A 15,947-nucleotide genomic window follows, 5' to 3' on the forward strand; every position below is an offset into this window, starting at 1 on the left:
AGCCCCTGATGTCCGACATTTCTTCGCCGTTTCAATCGATTGCTTCATTCGGTGCGACCCGCTGGGAGCCGAGCGGTTACGGCGACAACCCGCGCATTCCTATTATCGGCAAGGATGACGTCGTACGCCTTTTCGATCACCTCGACCTCTGGGACTGCTGGCCATTGGCCCACGAGGATGGCCGCACGGTCGAGCATATGGGCCGCAACTGGTGGTTTTTCCTGTCTTCGCCCGTCTTTGCAGATCCGATCGAGCGGCACGGCCACGCACGCATCAGATTGATCTCGTATGGAGCCGACGGATGGTGCGATCATGGCAATGCCTTCGCAGATGGCTTCACGCCCGGGAGCCGGGAATGGGCTGGCTGCGCAGTGTTGATGGACGACGGCCTGACGGTGCAGCATTTCTTCACGGTCGCCGGGCGCAGGGGGGAGGATGCTCTGAGCTTCGAGCAGCGCATTTTCGTCAGTGAAGGACGCCTTGGTGACGCAGGCCCGGGCGAATGGCAAAGTCCGCGCGAGATCATCGTGGCTGACGGTATCCGCTATGTGCATGATCGTCAGGACACGGGTGCGCCAGGTCTGATCAAGGGGTTCCGCGATCCCGCATGGTTGCGTGATCCGGCAACGGGCAAGGCTCACCTGCTCTTCACTGGCAGTGCTGCCTGGTCGGACGATGCCTTCAACGGCAATATCGGCATTGCCACGCTGCATGACGGCGCATGGCGACTGGGCGATCCACTGGTTGAAGCGATCGGCGTCAACAACGAACTGGAGCGTCCGCATATCGTCGTTCGCGAAGGCTACTATTACCTGTTCTGGTCAACCCAGACGCATACATTTGCACCCGAAGCCGCTGCCGGTCCCAATGGTCTTTACGGCATGGTTGCAGACCTGATCGACGGGCCTTGGCGGCCACTTAACGGAAGCGGGTTGGTTGCCGCTAACCCAGATGCTGAACCCAAGCAATCTTACAGCTGGTGGGTGACGGGCGAGGCCGAAGTCTGGAGCTTTGTCGACTATTGGGGCATGAAGGGGCGCACTGCAGCCGATCATCCCGAATTGCTGCGCAGCAATTTCGGCGGAACGCCAGCGCCGCGCTTTCGGCTGAACTTCGATGGCGACCGGGTGACTGTCGCAATCTGATTTCATCAGAACCGGTCAGGCACTTTCGCGCTGAATCAGCTCGGGTTGCATGATCGTGGAGGCAGCATCCTCGCCAGCAATCCGGCGGCGCAGAGTGTCGACCATAGCGCGGGCGCCTGCAGCGATGTCCTGGCGTACGGTCGTCAACTGCGGCACCATCCTTGTGGCAAGCGGCAAGTCGTCAAACCCTGTAACGGCAACCTGTTCGGGCACGGCGATGCCGCGCTCGTGCAGCAGGCGGATAGTGGTCATTGCGATAATGTCCGATGCGCAGACGATGCCGTCGATCTGACCATCGAGGTCCTGAAGATGACTGGCGATCTGGTTGGCCATCTCGTCGCTGGCGAGATGAGTCGGAAAGGAACGCAGGGTGGCGTCAGGCGCGGCGGACAAGGCCTGCTGGGCGCCTAGCAAGCGTTCGGCGATTTCCGGACCGTTTGTATCGCCGAAGAAAGCGAGACGCTTCGCGCCGCGTGCAAGTAGGCGCCTAGCCGCGAGTGCTCCACCCGCAGCATTGTCGACGCCTACAGTGCACTGGATCTGACCTTCACGATGGCTACCCCAAACGACAAGGGGTCGGTAATGCTGCGCAACACGTTCGATCACATCGAACTGGTTGGATTGGCCGATGACGAGGGCGCCATCGAGCATTCCTGAATCGACGATGCGATCGAGCCACTCGTCATCGCCGGGAATCACGCGCGATAGCATGAGGTCGTGCCCGCTCTCGGTGAGTTCGTCTGCCAGATAGCCGAACAGCGTCATGAAGAATGGATCTGAAATATGCTGGCGTCGTTCGTGGCCCAGGGGAATCACCACGCCGATGACGCCGGTCTGTTGCGTGCGAAGGCGGCGCGCCATCTGGTTTGGCCTGAAGCCATGCTCGCGGGCGAGTGCCTGTATGCGCTCGCGCGTTTCCTTGTTGACGAGAGACTTGTCCGCCAGCGCGCGGGAAACTGTCCCGGCCGAGACGCCCGCGATACGGGCCAGTTCGGCGATATTCCTGATCTTGCCCGGTTTTTTTACGTCGTCCATGAAAACTGGATATCCTGCGCAAGCGCTCCTGTGCGCCGATATGCGCAACGCCCCTCTGTCTTTTGATGCGACTCTACCGATATGACTGTCAATCGTTTAGCTGCGCGTTTTGTAAGGGCAAAGGGGGAGGATGTTGCACGAACGACACTATCGGATGATTTGTTGCAATCGATTGCGATTGTCGTTGCAAACGATTGTTGTCGAGTCTATCGAGACAATGACTGATTCCTGCAGCCGCTGCAGGAGCTTCTTGGTGGGAGGAAATATGAAGGTTACACCCATTTTTTCGTGCGCGTCCGTTGTTGCGCTTTCCAGCGCATTGCTGGCGATGCCCGCGATCGCGCAGGATGCCGCTCAGGCTGAAGCCGCTCCGGAAGCGGTTGGCCTCGATTCCATCGTTGTGACCGCTTCGGGCCGTGACAAGACGCAGTTGAACAGCGCCGTCTCGGTCAGCTCGATCTCGTCTGAAACGATCCAGGCAATCCGCCCGACTTCGGAAGCCGAGGTTTTTCGCGCGATCCCCGGTATCCAGGTTGCTGGTACCGCAGGGCCTGGTGGTAACTCCAACATCGCCGTCCGCGGTCTTCCGGTCGCAACCGGTGGTTCGCCGTTCGTGCAGATCCAGGAAGATGGCCTGCCGACTGTCCTGTTTGGCGACATCCAGTTCGGCAACAACGACTACTGGACCCGCTTCGACGGTTCGGTCCAGAACATCGAAGGCGTTCGCGGCGGTTCCGCCGGCACCTTTGCCTCGCAGGCTCCGGGCGCCGTCATCAACTACATCAGTCACACCGGCAAGCAGGAAGGCGGCTTCGTCTCGATCAATCGCGGCCTCGGCTACGACGAGACCCGCGCCGACTTCCGCTATGGTGGCCCGATCAACGACACGATGTACTTCCACATCGGCGGTTACGTGAAGAACGGCCGTGGTCCGCTTCATGCCGACTACACGGTTTCAGACTCCTTCCAGATCAAGGGTAATCTGACCAAGGAGTTCAACGAAGGTCGCGGCTACTTCCGCCTGCTGTTCAAGGTGGCCGATACGCAGGAGCCGAATTATACCGGTGCGCCCGCGCTTGCCACGATCACCGGCAAGAAGGTTTCGAACATCCGTCCCTATCCTGGCTTTGACGGTCGAGATTCCTCGAACTACTCGATCTACAATCAGGACTTCCTGATCTACAACCGCGAGGGCAACCTCGAGCGCGTGAAGATGGACGGTATCACTACCAAGGCGCAGTCCTTCGGTGGCCAGTTCCACTACGAGTTCGACGGTGGCTTCACCGTCGACAACAACATGCGGTACACCAGCATGAGCGGTGCTTTCGCTTCGCCGTTCCTGAACACCGGTCTTACGTCTTCGGTCCTCGGCTCGACCGTTAACGGCAGCACAGTCGCTGCGATCCGCTACGCGAGTGGCCCCAAGGCCGGTCAACTTTTCACTGATCGCTACCTCGACAACAACGTCAATGTGCGCACCAACATCCGCGACATCGGCAGCTTTGCCAACGACCTGACGTTGGCCGGCAAGTTCGACGTTGCCTCGGGCAAGCTGACTACTCGCGCCGGTCTGTTCTACATGAACCAGAAGATCGCGATGGACTGGCACGTCAACAAGTCGCTGCGCGAACTGAACGGCGACAACCCCTCGCAGCTCGACCTGTTCGATAGCGCAGGTAACAAGCTGACGCAGGCAGGCACCTCGGGCTACAACAACAACTGGGGCAACTGCTGCGCTCGGGACTACGACCTGTCGTATGCCAACACCGCGCCGTATGTTGCACTTGATTTCGATCACGACCAGTTCGGACTCGACGGCTCGGTTCGCTTCGAGCGCATCAAATCGACCGGTTATGCAATCGGGGGTGGAAACGAGTTCCCGATCGACAGCAATGGGGTGACCATTCCGGCCATCACGTCGAACGGTACTCGCGAGAACCTCAACTACACCCGCAGCTACACGTCGTGGACCGTGGGCGGTCTGTTCAAGGTCACGCCGAACGTCACGATCTTCGCCCGCACTTCGCGCGGTGGCCGCTTCAACAGCGACCGTCAGACGTTGGGCGGCAAGATCCGCAACGACGGTGCCCTGTGCCGCGCCAGCGACATCGGAAGCAACGGATGCACGGCCGACGGTGTGACGCCTTCGGTGGACTTCGTTACCCAGCACGAACTCGGTATCAAGAGCCGCGGCGATCTGTTTGGTGGCCAGTTCACCATGGAAATGACGCTCCTCAAGGGCAAGTTCAAGCAGTCGACCTACGAGCTCTCGGCAACGCGTTGCCCAGGCGGTGCCGGCGGCTGCGTGATCGACGCCAAGTTCAAGTCGACCGGTGCGGAGTTCTTCGCGACCTATCGCAACGGCGGCTTCAGCTTCGTCGGCAACGCCACCTACTCGAAGGCCAAGCGTCAGTCGGCAGGGGCAACGAGCTACACCCGTTCGCCCAACCTGCCTGACCTGATCTACACCGCTTCGGCGAACTACGACTTCGGTGATCTCGTGACAGTCGGCCTTGCCATGACCGGCCAGACCAGCGCGATAGACGATGGCGGCTTTGAGTATCCGGGCAAAGCGATCTTCAACCCGTCGATCCGCGTCTATCCGATGAAGGACCTCGAAGTGGGTCTCCAGGTCTACAACGTGTTCGACACGTTCGACCTTCGTGGCAATGGCGGCATCGCGGATGCATCGGTCAATCCGACCGTCATCGGTGGCGCTCCGGCGCTGGGCCGCACGGTTTCGGCCTCGGTTCGCTACAACTTCTGATGCTGGCGGGAGGGGACCAGACGCCCCTCTCGACAAATCGGGTCGCATGAGGGAGGGGCGGGGCGCTGGTGCGTTCCGCCCTTCCGTTCCAATGTCGCCGCAAGAGCGATAGAAGAGAAGGGACGCCAACGAGAGGCACGACTGAATGAGCAACATCTCATGATTGATTCTGGCCTGATGATCCGCTCCGTCGCCGTGATTGGCGGAGGCACCGCAGGCTGGATGACAGCCGCGGCGCTGGCGCAAGCGTTACGCCACAATTGTAGCATCACGCTCGTCGAGTCGGACGAGATCGGAACTGTCGGCGTTGGCGAAGCTACGATCCCGCCGATCCGTACCTTCAACGAAACTCTGCAGATCGACGAACGCGAATTTGTCCGCAAGACCAAGGGCTCATTCAAGCTTGGTATCGAATTCGTCGACTGGGGAAGTCTCGGCAACAGCTACTTCCATCCGTTCGGCCCGCATGGCCGGGCCTTCGACATCGTCAACCTGCATCATTACTGGTTGCGCGCGCGAGAATCTGGGGAGACCGCGCCGCTCGACGAGCATTCAATGGCCTGGGCGCTGGCGAAAGAGAACCGCTTTGCGCCGCCCATGCCGGATCAGCGCAATGTGCTCTCGACCTACGATTACGCCTATCATTTCGACGCCGGGCTCTATGCCCGGTTCCTGCGCGAATACTCTGAGGCGAAGGGTGTCACGCGCGTGGAAGGCAAGGTTGCCAGCGTGGAACAGGATGCCGAGTCCGGTTTCGTTACGGGCGTTACGCTTGAGGATGGCCGCAAGGTAGAGGCGGAGCTTTTTGTCGATTGCTCGGGCTTCCGGGGGCTGCTGATCGAGGGTGCGCTCAAAGCGGGATACAAGGACTGGACCCATTGGTTGCCGTGCGACCGGGCGATGGCTGTCCCGTGCAAGAACGTGGGGCCGCTGACGCCCTACACACGATCTACTGCGCGCGAAGCCGGATGGCAGTGGCGCATTCCGCTGCAGCACCGCACTGGCAACGGATATGTGTTCTGCAGCCACTTCCTGTCGGAGGATCAGGCTGCGGAGAAGCTGCTTTCGCGCCTCGATGGCAAGGCTCTCGCCGATCCGCGTCCGCTGCGTTTCGTGACCGGGCGACGTAAGTCGTTCTGGGAGAAGAACGTCATTGCCATCGGGCTGTCCAGCGGATTTATGGAGCCGCTGGAGTCCACCTCGATCCACCTGATACAAGCCGGGATATCCAAGCTCCTTGCACTGTTCCCGGATCGCACTTTCGATCCGCTGGTGATCGAGGAATACAACCGCATCGCGATCAATGAGTACGAGCGCATCAGGGACTTCCTGATCCTCCACTACAAGCTGACCGAGCGCGATGATTCCGAGCTGTGGCGGTACTGTGCAGCCATGGACATTCCCGACACGCTCCACACCAAGATCGAGCACTTCCGGCGATACGGGCGTCTCGTGCAGCGTGATGCCGATCTTTTCGGTGCGCCTTCGTGGCTGGCCGTGCACATTGGCCAGGGCAACATCCCCGAGCGCACCGATCCACTCGCCGACTATCGCGGCATCGATGGGCGGGAATGGCTCGCCAAGTTGCGCGGGGCAATGCACCACGCGGCGCTTCAGCAACCGACACACGAGCAATTCATTGGGGCCAATTGCGCTGCATGAGCGACCCACAGGACCTGTTCCGGCGCGCTATTGCTGCACGAGAGGTTCAGGACCTGGGCGGTGCGCTGAATGCAATCCTGATGGCCGCAAAGGCCGCGCCGAACGACCCGAATGTAGCCCTTGGACTTGCGCAGATTTCGTTCGAAGCCGGGCTGGATGCTGCGGACCTCTATGGGCGTGCCGCGCAGCTTCAACCACAGCGGATCGACCTGCAGCGTAGCCGCGCCACAGCACTCGCTGCTGAAGGGCGGCAGAGCGAAGGCGAAGCCCTGCTCGAAGACGGGCTTTTCAAGAATCCGGGCTGGATCGACGGTCATCGTTGTCTTAGCGGAATGCGGGCGACGGGCGGAGACACAAACTTCGCACGCAGCTTTTCTGCAGCGGTTGCCCGCGATCCGGAGAACTTCAGCCTTCGCATGGCGTGGTTCCATGTCCTTGCCATGGCGAAGTTATGGGACGAGGCGAGGGCGGTTATTGCCGATGCGGAGCAGTGCCTCGGCGAACGACAGGCGTCTTTGCTTGGCAAGCTCTTCATTGCCAGCGAAAGCGGCGAGGCGGCGCATGATCCAGCGTTGTTCGATGCAGTCGAACATGTTTCGGATGTGGGGCTGGATATCGCGAGGGTCCGGCACTTCCTGCGCGGCGGGCAGATTGAACGCGCGCGCGATGTCTGCCTGCGGCACTTGGGCAAACCTGCGATGCGCGCATTCTGGTCCTATCTGTCGCTCGCCTGGCGTCTGCTTGGAGACAGGCAGGTCGAATGGCTCAATGCTGGAATGCGGGACGTTCGCAGCTTTGACCTCGACTTCACACCTTCGGAACTGCGGGAGCTGGCCACAACGTTGCGCCGGCTACATACCATGCAGCAGCCATGGCACGAACAGTCCGTGCGGGGCGGTACGCAGACTGAACGGCCGCTGTTGCTGCGGATCGATCCGGTGATCGCCGGAGCGCGGCAACGCATCGAGAATGCTGTGCAGCATTACATAGCCGGACTTCCGCAAAACGATCCGGCGCATCCCTTGCTGGCAGCACCGCGTGGGCGCTTTCTATTTGCGGGGAGTTGGTCTGTCAGGTTGCGACCGGGCGGTTTCCACGCGATGCACACGCATCCAATGGGTTGGATCAGTTCGGCACTCTACGTGACCGTCCCTGAAGGTGCGGATCTCGGACCAGAGCCTGCCGGGCACCTCCAGTTCGGCTCGCCCCCGCCGGAATTGAACCTGCAACTCAATCCCTACGGCGCGATCGAGCCCAAGCCGGGGCGACTTGCATTGTTCCCATCAACGATGTGGCACGGCACAGTACCATTCGCCGATGGCGAACGCATGACCATCGCCTTCGACGTAATACCTACCGCACCGCAATTCAGCTGAAAGCCTTAAATGCGCCCCTGCTATCACTATGCCCCCACAGCCAACTGGCTGAGCGATCCCAATGGCCTCGTCTGGCTGGATGGCGAATGGCACATGTTCTACCAGTACAATCCTTTTGGCGAGGAATGGGGGCACATGTCGTGGGGGCACGCTGTCTCTCCCGACCTCGCACATTGGCAGGAGCTTCCGGTTGCACTTGCGGAAGCTGACCAGACGATGATCTTCTCGGGTTCAGCAGTCATCGACCACAACGGCACCGCGGGGTTCGGCGTGAATGCGATGGTCGCGGTTTATACTGGTGCACGCACCGACCGACTGCACCAGTTTCAGTGCCTCGCATCAAGCACTGATCGCGGCCGCAACTTCGTGAAGTTTGCTGGCAATCCCGTGCTTGATCGGCAGATGGCCGACTTCCGTGATCCGAGCGTGTTCTGGCACGAGCCAAGTGGTCAGTGGATCATGGTCGTTGTCCTCTCGGACGAGAACCGCGCATTGCTCTACGGCTCGCCCGACCTCACGCACTGGACCGAACTTTCCGAGATTTCGCGGGACGGTGCGCCTGGCCATTTGTGGGAATGCCCGTTTCTTGTCGAACTCTCCATCGACGGCACAAGAGATACGCGTTGGCTGTTCAAAGTCGACGTGCTGTCCGGAGCCCCAGGATCTGGCGCGCTCTATCGCATCGGCCAATTTGACGGCATGGGCTTCAAACCTGAAAGCGGATGGCTCGTGGCTGATCACGGTGACGAGTTCTATGCGGCCATCGGGTGGCCCGAGCCGCGCGACGCGAAGGGCCGTCCGACCTGGATCGGGTGGATGGGCAATCACGCCGTCCAGAAGCACTTGCCCTTGCAAGGCTGGCGCGGAGCCATGAGCCTTCCTCGCCGACTTTCACTGAGAAAGGAGGCAGGCGAATTGCGTCTCGTGCAGGAGATCGAACCTTCCTGTGCGATACGGTTCACGCCGCCCGAGAGCCCGATTACGATGGGGGAGGGGTGCCGCCCGCTTCCTGCTGGCTCGCTGCTCGAGCTATCGGGAGCGGAACGCTGGCAGTTTACATTGACCGACGACTTTGGCCGCAACCTCGCAGGCACGCTCGAAAATGGCCGGTTGACCGTGACCCGCACCGATCCCGTCACGCCACAATTGAACCGCACGAGCGCTATGCGCGTCGCCATAGATGCACCGGTCCGGATATGGCTCGACACTGGCAGTATCGAGGTCATCGCTTCGAACGGAGCGGATAGCCTTACCTTGCAGCATCGCCTCGCCGGCGAGGCTTGGGCCTTGCGCGGCGAAGGCGTGTTGTCTGTCCGCTACTTCGACGCCAACGCCTGACGTCCGAGCTCGATGGCGCCGGTGATCCCGGCGTCGTCGCCAAGGCCTGGGGTTACGATGTAGCTTTCAAGTCCGGCGTCAAGGCGCGGGTGCTGAACGTAGCCATTGAGCTTGGCAGCGGTTGCCCGCCGCACGGCCTCGATCAGCCCGGGTGCCTTCATGACGCCGCCGCCGAATATCAGGCGGTCGGGCATGTGCAGCAAAACCAGGGTGCTGGCCAGATGCGCGATGTAGTCCGCAACTATGGCAACTTCGTCGGATCCAAGTTGGTCAAGGCTCCGGCCCCAGCGCCGTTCGATTGCGGGGCCGCAGGCAAGACCCTCTATGCAGTCGCCGTGGTAGGGGCAGATACCAACGAAGGGATCGCGGGTAGGATTGCGGGGTGGCACGATGTGGCCGCTCTCGAAATGCGAAATGCCCATAAGCGAGCATCCCTCGCGCACTACGCCCGTTCCCACGCCGGTGCCGATCGTCGTATAGGCAAGGGTACGGCACCCCTGTCCGGCCCCTGCCATCCATTCCCCGATTGCCGCACCGTTCACGTCTGTATCGACCTTGATCGGGGCTCCGAAGGCAGAGAGTGCATCATGGAATCGCGCGCCTGACCAACCGGCCTTGGGCGTGGTGGTGAACATACCGTAAGTGTTTGACGCCGAATCGATGTCGATTGGACCGAAGCTGGCAACGCCGAATGCGGCTATAGGGCCGTGCTTTGTGCTCGCCTCATCGAAGAAGGTCCGCATCGCTGGCCATGTTTCGACTGGAGTGTTCGTCGGCATGCGCGTGCGGGCAAGAATTTCGCCCTCGTGCGTGGCGAGTGCCAGCACGAACTTGGTGCCGCCAGCTTCGACTGCGCCGATCAGACCGTTTTTGCTCATTCGCCCGAAGCCCTCGTGTTTTCCTTGACCAGCATCATTGCTGCAGCCGCCATCGCCATCATCAATGCCGCCACCAGCATCGTCCAGCGCGGCTCGCCAGGGAAGAAGCTGCGCATCACGCCACCCATCAGCGTTGCCACGACCAGTTGCGGGATCACGATGAAGAAGTTGAAGATGCCGATATATATCCCGAATTTGCGCGGCGGCAGCACGCGTGTCAGGATCACGTAGGGCATCGACAGGACCGAAGCCCACGCTATGCCCATGCCAACCATCGGCAGCAGCAGCAAGTCTGGATCGCGGACCAATAGAAGCCCGATGAAGCCCGATGCCCCGCACAAAAGCCCGACGGCATGGGTCGCCGCATTGCCGATGCGCCGGGCGAGCAGAGGAAGCAGGAACGCGGCAAGAGCGGCCACGCCGTTGTAGAACGCGAACATCACGCCGACCCAATCTGCGCCTTCATTGAACGCGGCGCTGGATGTGTCGGTTGCCCCAAACGCTTGCGCGGTCACTACCGGTGTCGTGTAGATCCACACGATGAAGAAGCCGATCCAGGTAAAGAACTGCGCAAACGCCAGCTGACGCATCTGCACCGGCATCTGTGCCAGATCGCTGACGATATGCGCCAGCGCTCCCTTCGCCGAAGTCGCCCGCACGCCGATCTGCATCAGGCCGAATACAGCAAGCCCCGAACCCAGAACATATAGCTGCTTGTCGAGGCCTAGCGAGGCAACCAGCGCCAGCAGCACTACGCCAGCAATAACCCAGAAGGGGCCGATTCGAGGATAGACTAGTGGCTCATGCTGCGCAGCATCGGCCTGAACCGTCGAGCCATTGAAAGCTGCCATTTCCTCGGGCGAATACTCGCGGACGCGCAAGACGGTCCAGCCAACGCTCAATACCATGGCCGCTGCTCCGAGATAGAAGCTGTAGCGAACAGATGGCGGGATCACACCTTCCGACGCGACATTGGCAATGCCGAGCCAGTTGAACAGGGCAGGCGCAAGGCTCCCCAGAACCGCGCCCGCACCGATGAAGCAGGTCTGGAAGGCAAAGGCCTGCGCGCGCTGGTCGTCTGGCGTCATGTCGCCGGCAAAGGCGCGGAACGGTTCCATCGCTACGTTGAGCGAAGCGTCGAGCATCCACAAGAATGCTGCGGCCAGAAGCAACATACCAGTGTTGGGCAGCCCAATCAGCGCGAGCGCCGCCAGCACGGCGCCCGCCAGAAAATAGGGGCGTCGACGACCAAGCCGTCCCCATGTCCGGTCCGAATGATACCCGATCAGGGGTTGAATGATCAGCCCGGTCACAGGCCCTGCGATCCACAGGAAGGCCAGATCATCAATCTCGCTCCCCAGCGACTGGAAGATGCGGCTGACATTGGCGTTCTGCAGGGCGAATGCGATCTGGATGCCGAAATATCCAAAGCTCACGTTCCACAAGCCCCAGAATCCCTGCCGAGGTTTCTGACTTGCCACCCGCGCTAGTTGTGCTGTCATCGGCTCTCCGTGATCGCAGTCGAGGCTGCGGGGCAGGGCCGTCTTACGCGGCCTTCGGGCTGGTTCTTGCGCGCCGAAGTCGCAGAATACCGGGCTTGCTGCAATCGATGCGCATACGAATACCAAACAAATGCTTGATGAGAATCAGCCGCCGCTGCTAGCCCGCACAACCAATCTTGCGGGCAAGACGCGCGGGTTGGGTGGGCGCCCCTCGACCTGCGCGAGTACGCTTTCAACGAGGACCTCACCGGCCAGACGGATGTCCTGCATCAAAGTTGTCAGCGGTGGAGACGTGAAGGCGGCAGCCGGAATATCGTCGAAACCCACGACCGCAACATCGCCCGGCACGGAAAGCCCTGCCTCGGCCAAGGCGCGCATTGCTCCGATGGCAATCAGATCGCTTGCCGCGAAGACGGCATCAAACGGTGCGCCTTTGGCCAGCAACTCTCGCGCTGCCCGGTACCCCACTTCTTCCGACGAGACCGCGTCGACGACGAGCGAGCGGTCTGCGGAAAGACCAGCGGTCGAGATCGCCTTGACAAGCCCCGCATAGCGCTGCTCGAATTCTGGATAATGTGAATCCGCCTGACCCAAGAACGCGATTTTTTTGCGCCCTCGCGCAAGCAGATGCTCACCAGCCAGTCTTCCGGCGCCAAAATTGTCCGAACCGACCGTCGCACCGATGGTCCCCTGATCAACTGACCCCCAGCGCACGAAATGCGTGCCTGATTTGATCAGCTGTCGCAGGCGTGGCTCGTAGGCGGTGTAATCGCCGTATCCAAGCAGGATCAGCCCGTCGGCGCGATGGCTGTCCTGATAGCGCTTGTGCCAGTCATCATCGAGTTTCTGGAACGAGATCAGCAAGTCCAGTCCGCGATTTGCGCAATGGCGGGTGATCGAACCCAACATTGCGAGAAAGAACGGATTGATATTGGATTCGTCGGGAGTGGGATCCTCGAAGAACAGCAGTGCAAGGGTGTTGGACCGTTGCGAGCGAAGCGATGAGGCGTTCTTGTCGACGGTATAGTTGAGTTGCCGGGCAATCGCTTCGATCTTCTGTCGCGTTGCCAGACTGACAGACTTGCTCCCGCGAAGCGCGCGACTGACCGTGGGCTGGGATACGCCTGCCAGATACGCAATGTCGAAACTGGTTGGTTTGTTGGATGGCTTTCGCCCCATATCCCCGTCTCTCCCACCGCCTGGTGTGGTCCCCTGGTCGGTCCGGTGCGACTGTATGCGTGAAGTGCCGCTCATGCAATGGCAGCGACAGCCGGGGTGCTTATGGCTCTGAAAAATATAGGAATGGCGGGATTTTAGCGCCTCTGGGAGTAGTGACGAAAAAGCATCATCTGAAACCATTCAACGCATAGTATACGTATGCCATATTCGCCAATCTTCAGTGCCCGTTTAAACCGAACTGGTGCGGAAGGCCGGGATCAGCGGCACCGCCCGATCAGATCACGTTTCAATCGATCAAGGTTCAGGGCCGGTAAGGTCCGGCTTGGGGGAGTGAGTTTCAACATGGCATTTCGCACATTATCCGCCGCCGCGGGCGTTTCGCTCGCCGCCATCACGGTTGCGCTCGCCGCGACCCCGGCAATGGCGCAGGAAGACGCACAGGATCAGGCGCAAGCCACCGATGCCGCTCCCGAAGGTCAGGAGCAGGCCATTGTCGTGACCGGCTTCCGCGCTGCTCTTGCAACCGCAGTCAACGTCAAGAAGTCGTCGCCGGTCATTGTGGAATCGGTTTCTGCAGAAGACATCGGCCGTCTGCCCGATGCCTCGATCGGTGAATCGATCGCCCGTCTTCCGGGCCTCACCACGCAGCGCTTGTTTGGCCGAGCCAACTCGATTGCCATTCGCGGGTCGAGCGCAGACCTGTCCTCGACCACGTTGAACGGCCGTCCGCAGACTTCCACGGGCGAGCAGCGCAACGTAGAATTTGACCAGTTCCCGTCGGAAATCGTCAGCCGCGTTGACGTCTACAAGACGCCACAGGCAAATCTCGTCCATCAGGGCCTCGTCGGCACGGTCGACATCAAGACGATCCGTCCGCTCGAATTCGGCAAGAGCCTGCTCTCGTTCGGCGGTCGCGGGACTTATGCCGACCTCGGCAAGGTCAACAAGGACAGCAACGAGTTCGGTTACCGCGCCACGGCAACGTACGTCGGCCAGTTCATGGAAGACCGTCTCGGTGTCGCGCTTTCGGCGGCCTACACCGACGAGCCTTATCAGGCGCAGGAATTCGAAGCCTGGGGCTATGCCGATGGCCCGAACAACACCAAGATCATCGGTGGCATGAAGCCGTTCGGCGTTTCGACGCAGCTCAAGCGCCTTGGCATCCAGGGTACGGTACAGTTCAAGCCGGTCGACGAACTGACCCTCACGGTTGACGGCTTCTACGGCAACTTCAAGGACAAGCAGATCAAGCGCGGCATCGAGTTCCCGCTTGCCTGGAGCGGTGCGCAACTTTCGCCGACCGGAATCGAGACCAACGGCAACCTGATCTCCAAGGGCACCTTCTCCGGCGTCGAGGCTGTGGTGAACAACCATGGCTACGAGCGCAACTCCGACATCTTTTCCGGCGGCTTCAATGCGGCCTGGGTTGGTGAAGATGGTTGGTCCGCCTCGTTCGATTTCGGCTACTCGAAGACTGACCGCAACGAACTCAGCCTCGAAACCAACGCCGGAACCGGCCCCGGTGCAGGCGTCGGCGCGAGCGACACCCTGACTTTTGTCAGCGGGCCGACCGGCACGAGCTTCACCAGCCACGTGCTCGATTACGGCAACTACAACACAATCCTGCTGACCGACCCGCTCGGCTGGGGTGGTGGCGCGCCCAAGGGCTCACAGGAAGGCTACTACAACGACCGCATCATCGACGACGAGATCAAGAGCTTCCAGCTTGAAGTCGGTAAGGAGCTTGAGGGCAGCTTCTTGTCGAAGATCACGGTTGGCTCGGCCTATGTCGATCGTACCAAGGCCAAAACTCCGGTCGAGTACTTCCTGAACCTCGCCGGTGGCGCGAGGTCGCTGGTCGTGCCCGAGAAGTACCGTACCGGCGCAACCGATCTATCCTTCATCGGCGCTGGCCCGATCATCGGCTACAATCCGTTCAAGATGGTTGAGGACGGCGTCTATGTGAAGACGCTCAATGCTTCGAAGGACGTTCCCGCCAAGGCCTACGCGGTTACCGAGCGCGTAATGTCGATCTACCTGAAGGGCGATCTCAAGGCGACGTTCGGCGACGTCGAGATGGACGGCAACATCGGCGTCCTTGCCCAGAACACCGAGCAGAAGTCGCGTGGTTTCGTGAACCTCGCCTCGGCCTCGCTGGTGCCAACCGTTCGCGGCGCGATGTACTGGGATGTGCTGCCGAGCCTCAACCTCAACTTCCGCATCCCGGGTGACTGGGTTGTGCGCTTCGCTGCGGCGCGTGAAATCCAGCGTCCGCGCTTCGAGGACATGAAGGTCAGCCTCGATTATAGCTACAACGTCAATAGCGGCGTGATCACCGGCAACGGAGGCAATCCGCAACTTCGTCCTTACCGCGCCTGGGCAGCAGACCTGAACATCGAGAAGTACTTCGGCCGCAAGGGCTACATCGGGGTGCAGATGTTCTACAAGAAGCTGGACAACTACATCTACAAGGACGTCGTCCCCTACGACTACACCGGTCTGCCGATCGTTGCCCCGGTTCCGATCACCAACTTCGTTGGTACGATCAATACCGCGGTCAATGGGTCTGGGGGCAAGCTCTATGGTGTGGAATTCGCCGGCACATTGCCATTCGAAGTCATCACCCCGGCGCTCGAAGGATTTGGCTTCACCGGTGGCCTTGGTTACACCAAAACTTCGATCAAGCCGGGGCCGAACGCCAATTCGATGGACCTGCCCGACTATTCGCGCTGGGTGGCATCGGGGACGCTGTTCTTCGAGAAGGCCGGCTTCAACGCCCGCGTCTCGGCCCGTCATCGTTCGTCGTTCCAGGGTATTTTCGTCGGCTTCGGTGGCGAGCGTGAACTGCGCCGCGCGCTGAAGGAAACCATCGTTGACGCGCAGATCGGTTATGACTTCAAGGAAAGCAGCCCGCTCAATGGCCTGTCGCTCTTCCTGCAGGGCCAGAACCTGACCGACGAGCCCTTCGTCTCGGTCGATAACGGTGCGCCGCTTCAGATCCGCAACTACCAGACCTATGGCCGCCGCTTCATGGCCGGCTTCAACTACAAGTTCTGATCCCTCTG

The 15,947-nt window shown here is 60.6% G+C and carries 10 protein-coding genes; 6 read left to right on the plus strand and 4 right to left on the minus strand.

Going from position 1 to position 15,947, the window contains the following annotated elements; genetic code table 11:
* Nucleotides 1-8: 8 nt before the first annotated feature.
* On the plus strand, nt 9-1,145 hold the full coding sequence (locus IQ25_RS14560) for a glycoside hydrolase family 68 protein (RefSeq protein WP_144907007.1): 1,137 nt from the start codon (nt 9-11) through the stop codon (nt 1,143-1,145).
* A gap of 15 nt (nt 1,146-1,160) precedes the next feature.
* On the opposite strand, the gene IQ25_RS14565 is transcribed toward IQ25_RS14560, so the two are convergent.
* Complete coding sequence (locus IQ25_RS14565; RefSeq protein ID WP_144907008.1) at nt 1,161-2,180, minus strand: LacI family DNA-binding transcriptional regulator; 1,020 nt, start codon at nt 2,178-2,180, stop codon at nt 1,161-1,163.
* 265 nt (nt 2,181-2,445) lie between these two features.
* Between IQ25_RS14565 and IQ25_RS14570 the strand changes: the two genes are divergently transcribed.
* The 4 genes from IQ25_RS14570 to IQ25_RS14585 all read left to right on the plus strand — a co-directional run bounded on the left by IQ25_RS14570 (nt 2,446) and on the right by IQ25_RS14585 (nt 9,323).
* Complete coding sequence (locus tag IQ25_RS14570; protein ID WP_144907009.1) at nt 2,446-4,947, plus strand: TonB-dependent receptor domain-containing protein; 2,502 nt, start codon at nt 2,446-2,448, stop codon at nt 4,945-4,947.
* Between the two features lie 159 nt (nt 4,948-5,106).
* On the plus strand, nt 5,107-6,609 hold the full coding sequence (locus IQ25_RS14575) for a tryptophan halogenase family protein (protein ID WP_144907010.1): 1,503 nt from the start codon (nt 5,107-5,109) through the stop codon (nt 6,607-6,609).
* The gene (locus tag IQ25_RS14580; protein ID WP_158637756.1) at nt 6,606-7,985 is read left to right on the plus strand and encodes a 2OG-Fe(II) oxygenase family protein; all 1,380 of its coding nucleotides are present in this window, start codon (nt 6,606-6,608) and stop codon (nt 7,983-7,985) included. The genes IQ25_RS14575 and IQ25_RS14580 overlap by 4 nt, the downstream gene beginning before the upstream one ends.
* A gap of 9 nt (nt 7,986-7,994) precedes the next feature.
* Nucleotides 7,995-9,323, plus strand: coding sequence for a glycoside hydrolase family 32 protein (locus IQ25_RS14585; protein ID WP_144907012.1), 1,329 nt, complete (start codon nt 7,995-7,997; stop codon nt 9,321-9,323).
* On the opposite strand, the gene IQ25_RS14590 is transcribed toward IQ25_RS14585, so the two are convergent.
* The 3 genes from IQ25_RS14590 to IQ25_RS14600 form a co-directional block, all read right to left on the minus strand.
* Complete coding sequence (locus IQ25_RS14590; protein ID WP_144907013.1) at nt 9,302-10,201, minus strand: ROK family protein; 900 nt, start codon at nt 10,199-10,201, stop codon at nt 9,302-9,304. The two genes, IQ25_RS14585 and IQ25_RS14590, sit on opposite strands and share 22 nt — an antisense overlap.
* Nucleotides 10,198-11,703 (minus strand): MFS transporter, encoded by a 1,506-nt coding sequence (locus IQ25_RS14595; RefSeq protein WP_144907014.1) that lies wholly within the window; start codon nt 11,701-11,703, stop codon nt 10,198-10,200. The genes IQ25_RS14590 and IQ25_RS14595 overlap by 4 nt, the downstream gene beginning before the upstream one ends.
* Before the next feature lie 144 nt (nt 11,704-11,847).
* A complete protein-coding gene (locus tag IQ25_RS14600) occupies nt 11,848-12,882 on the minus strand; it encodes a LacI family DNA-binding transcriptional regulator (protein ID WP_144907116.1) in 1,035 nt (344 codons plus the stop codon).
* A gap of 342 nt (nt 12,883-13,224) precedes the next feature.
* On the opposite strand from IQ25_RS14600, the gene IQ25_RS14605 reads away from it, so the two are divergent.
* Nucleotides 13,225-15,939 carry a TonB-dependent receptor gene (locus IQ25_RS14605; RefSeq protein WP_144907015.1) on the plus strand — a complete coding sequence of 905 codons (2,715 nt, stop codon included), beginning with the start codon at nt 13,225-13,227 and terminating at the stop codon, nt 15,937-15,939.
* Nucleotides 15,940-15,947: the final 8 nt, after the last annotated feature.

The sequence above is a fragment of the Novosphingobium taihuense genome (assembly GCF_007830315.1).
GTDB lineage: Bacteria > Pseudomonadota > Alphaproteobacteria > Sphingomonadales > Sphingomonadaceae > Novosphingobium > Novosphingobium taihuense.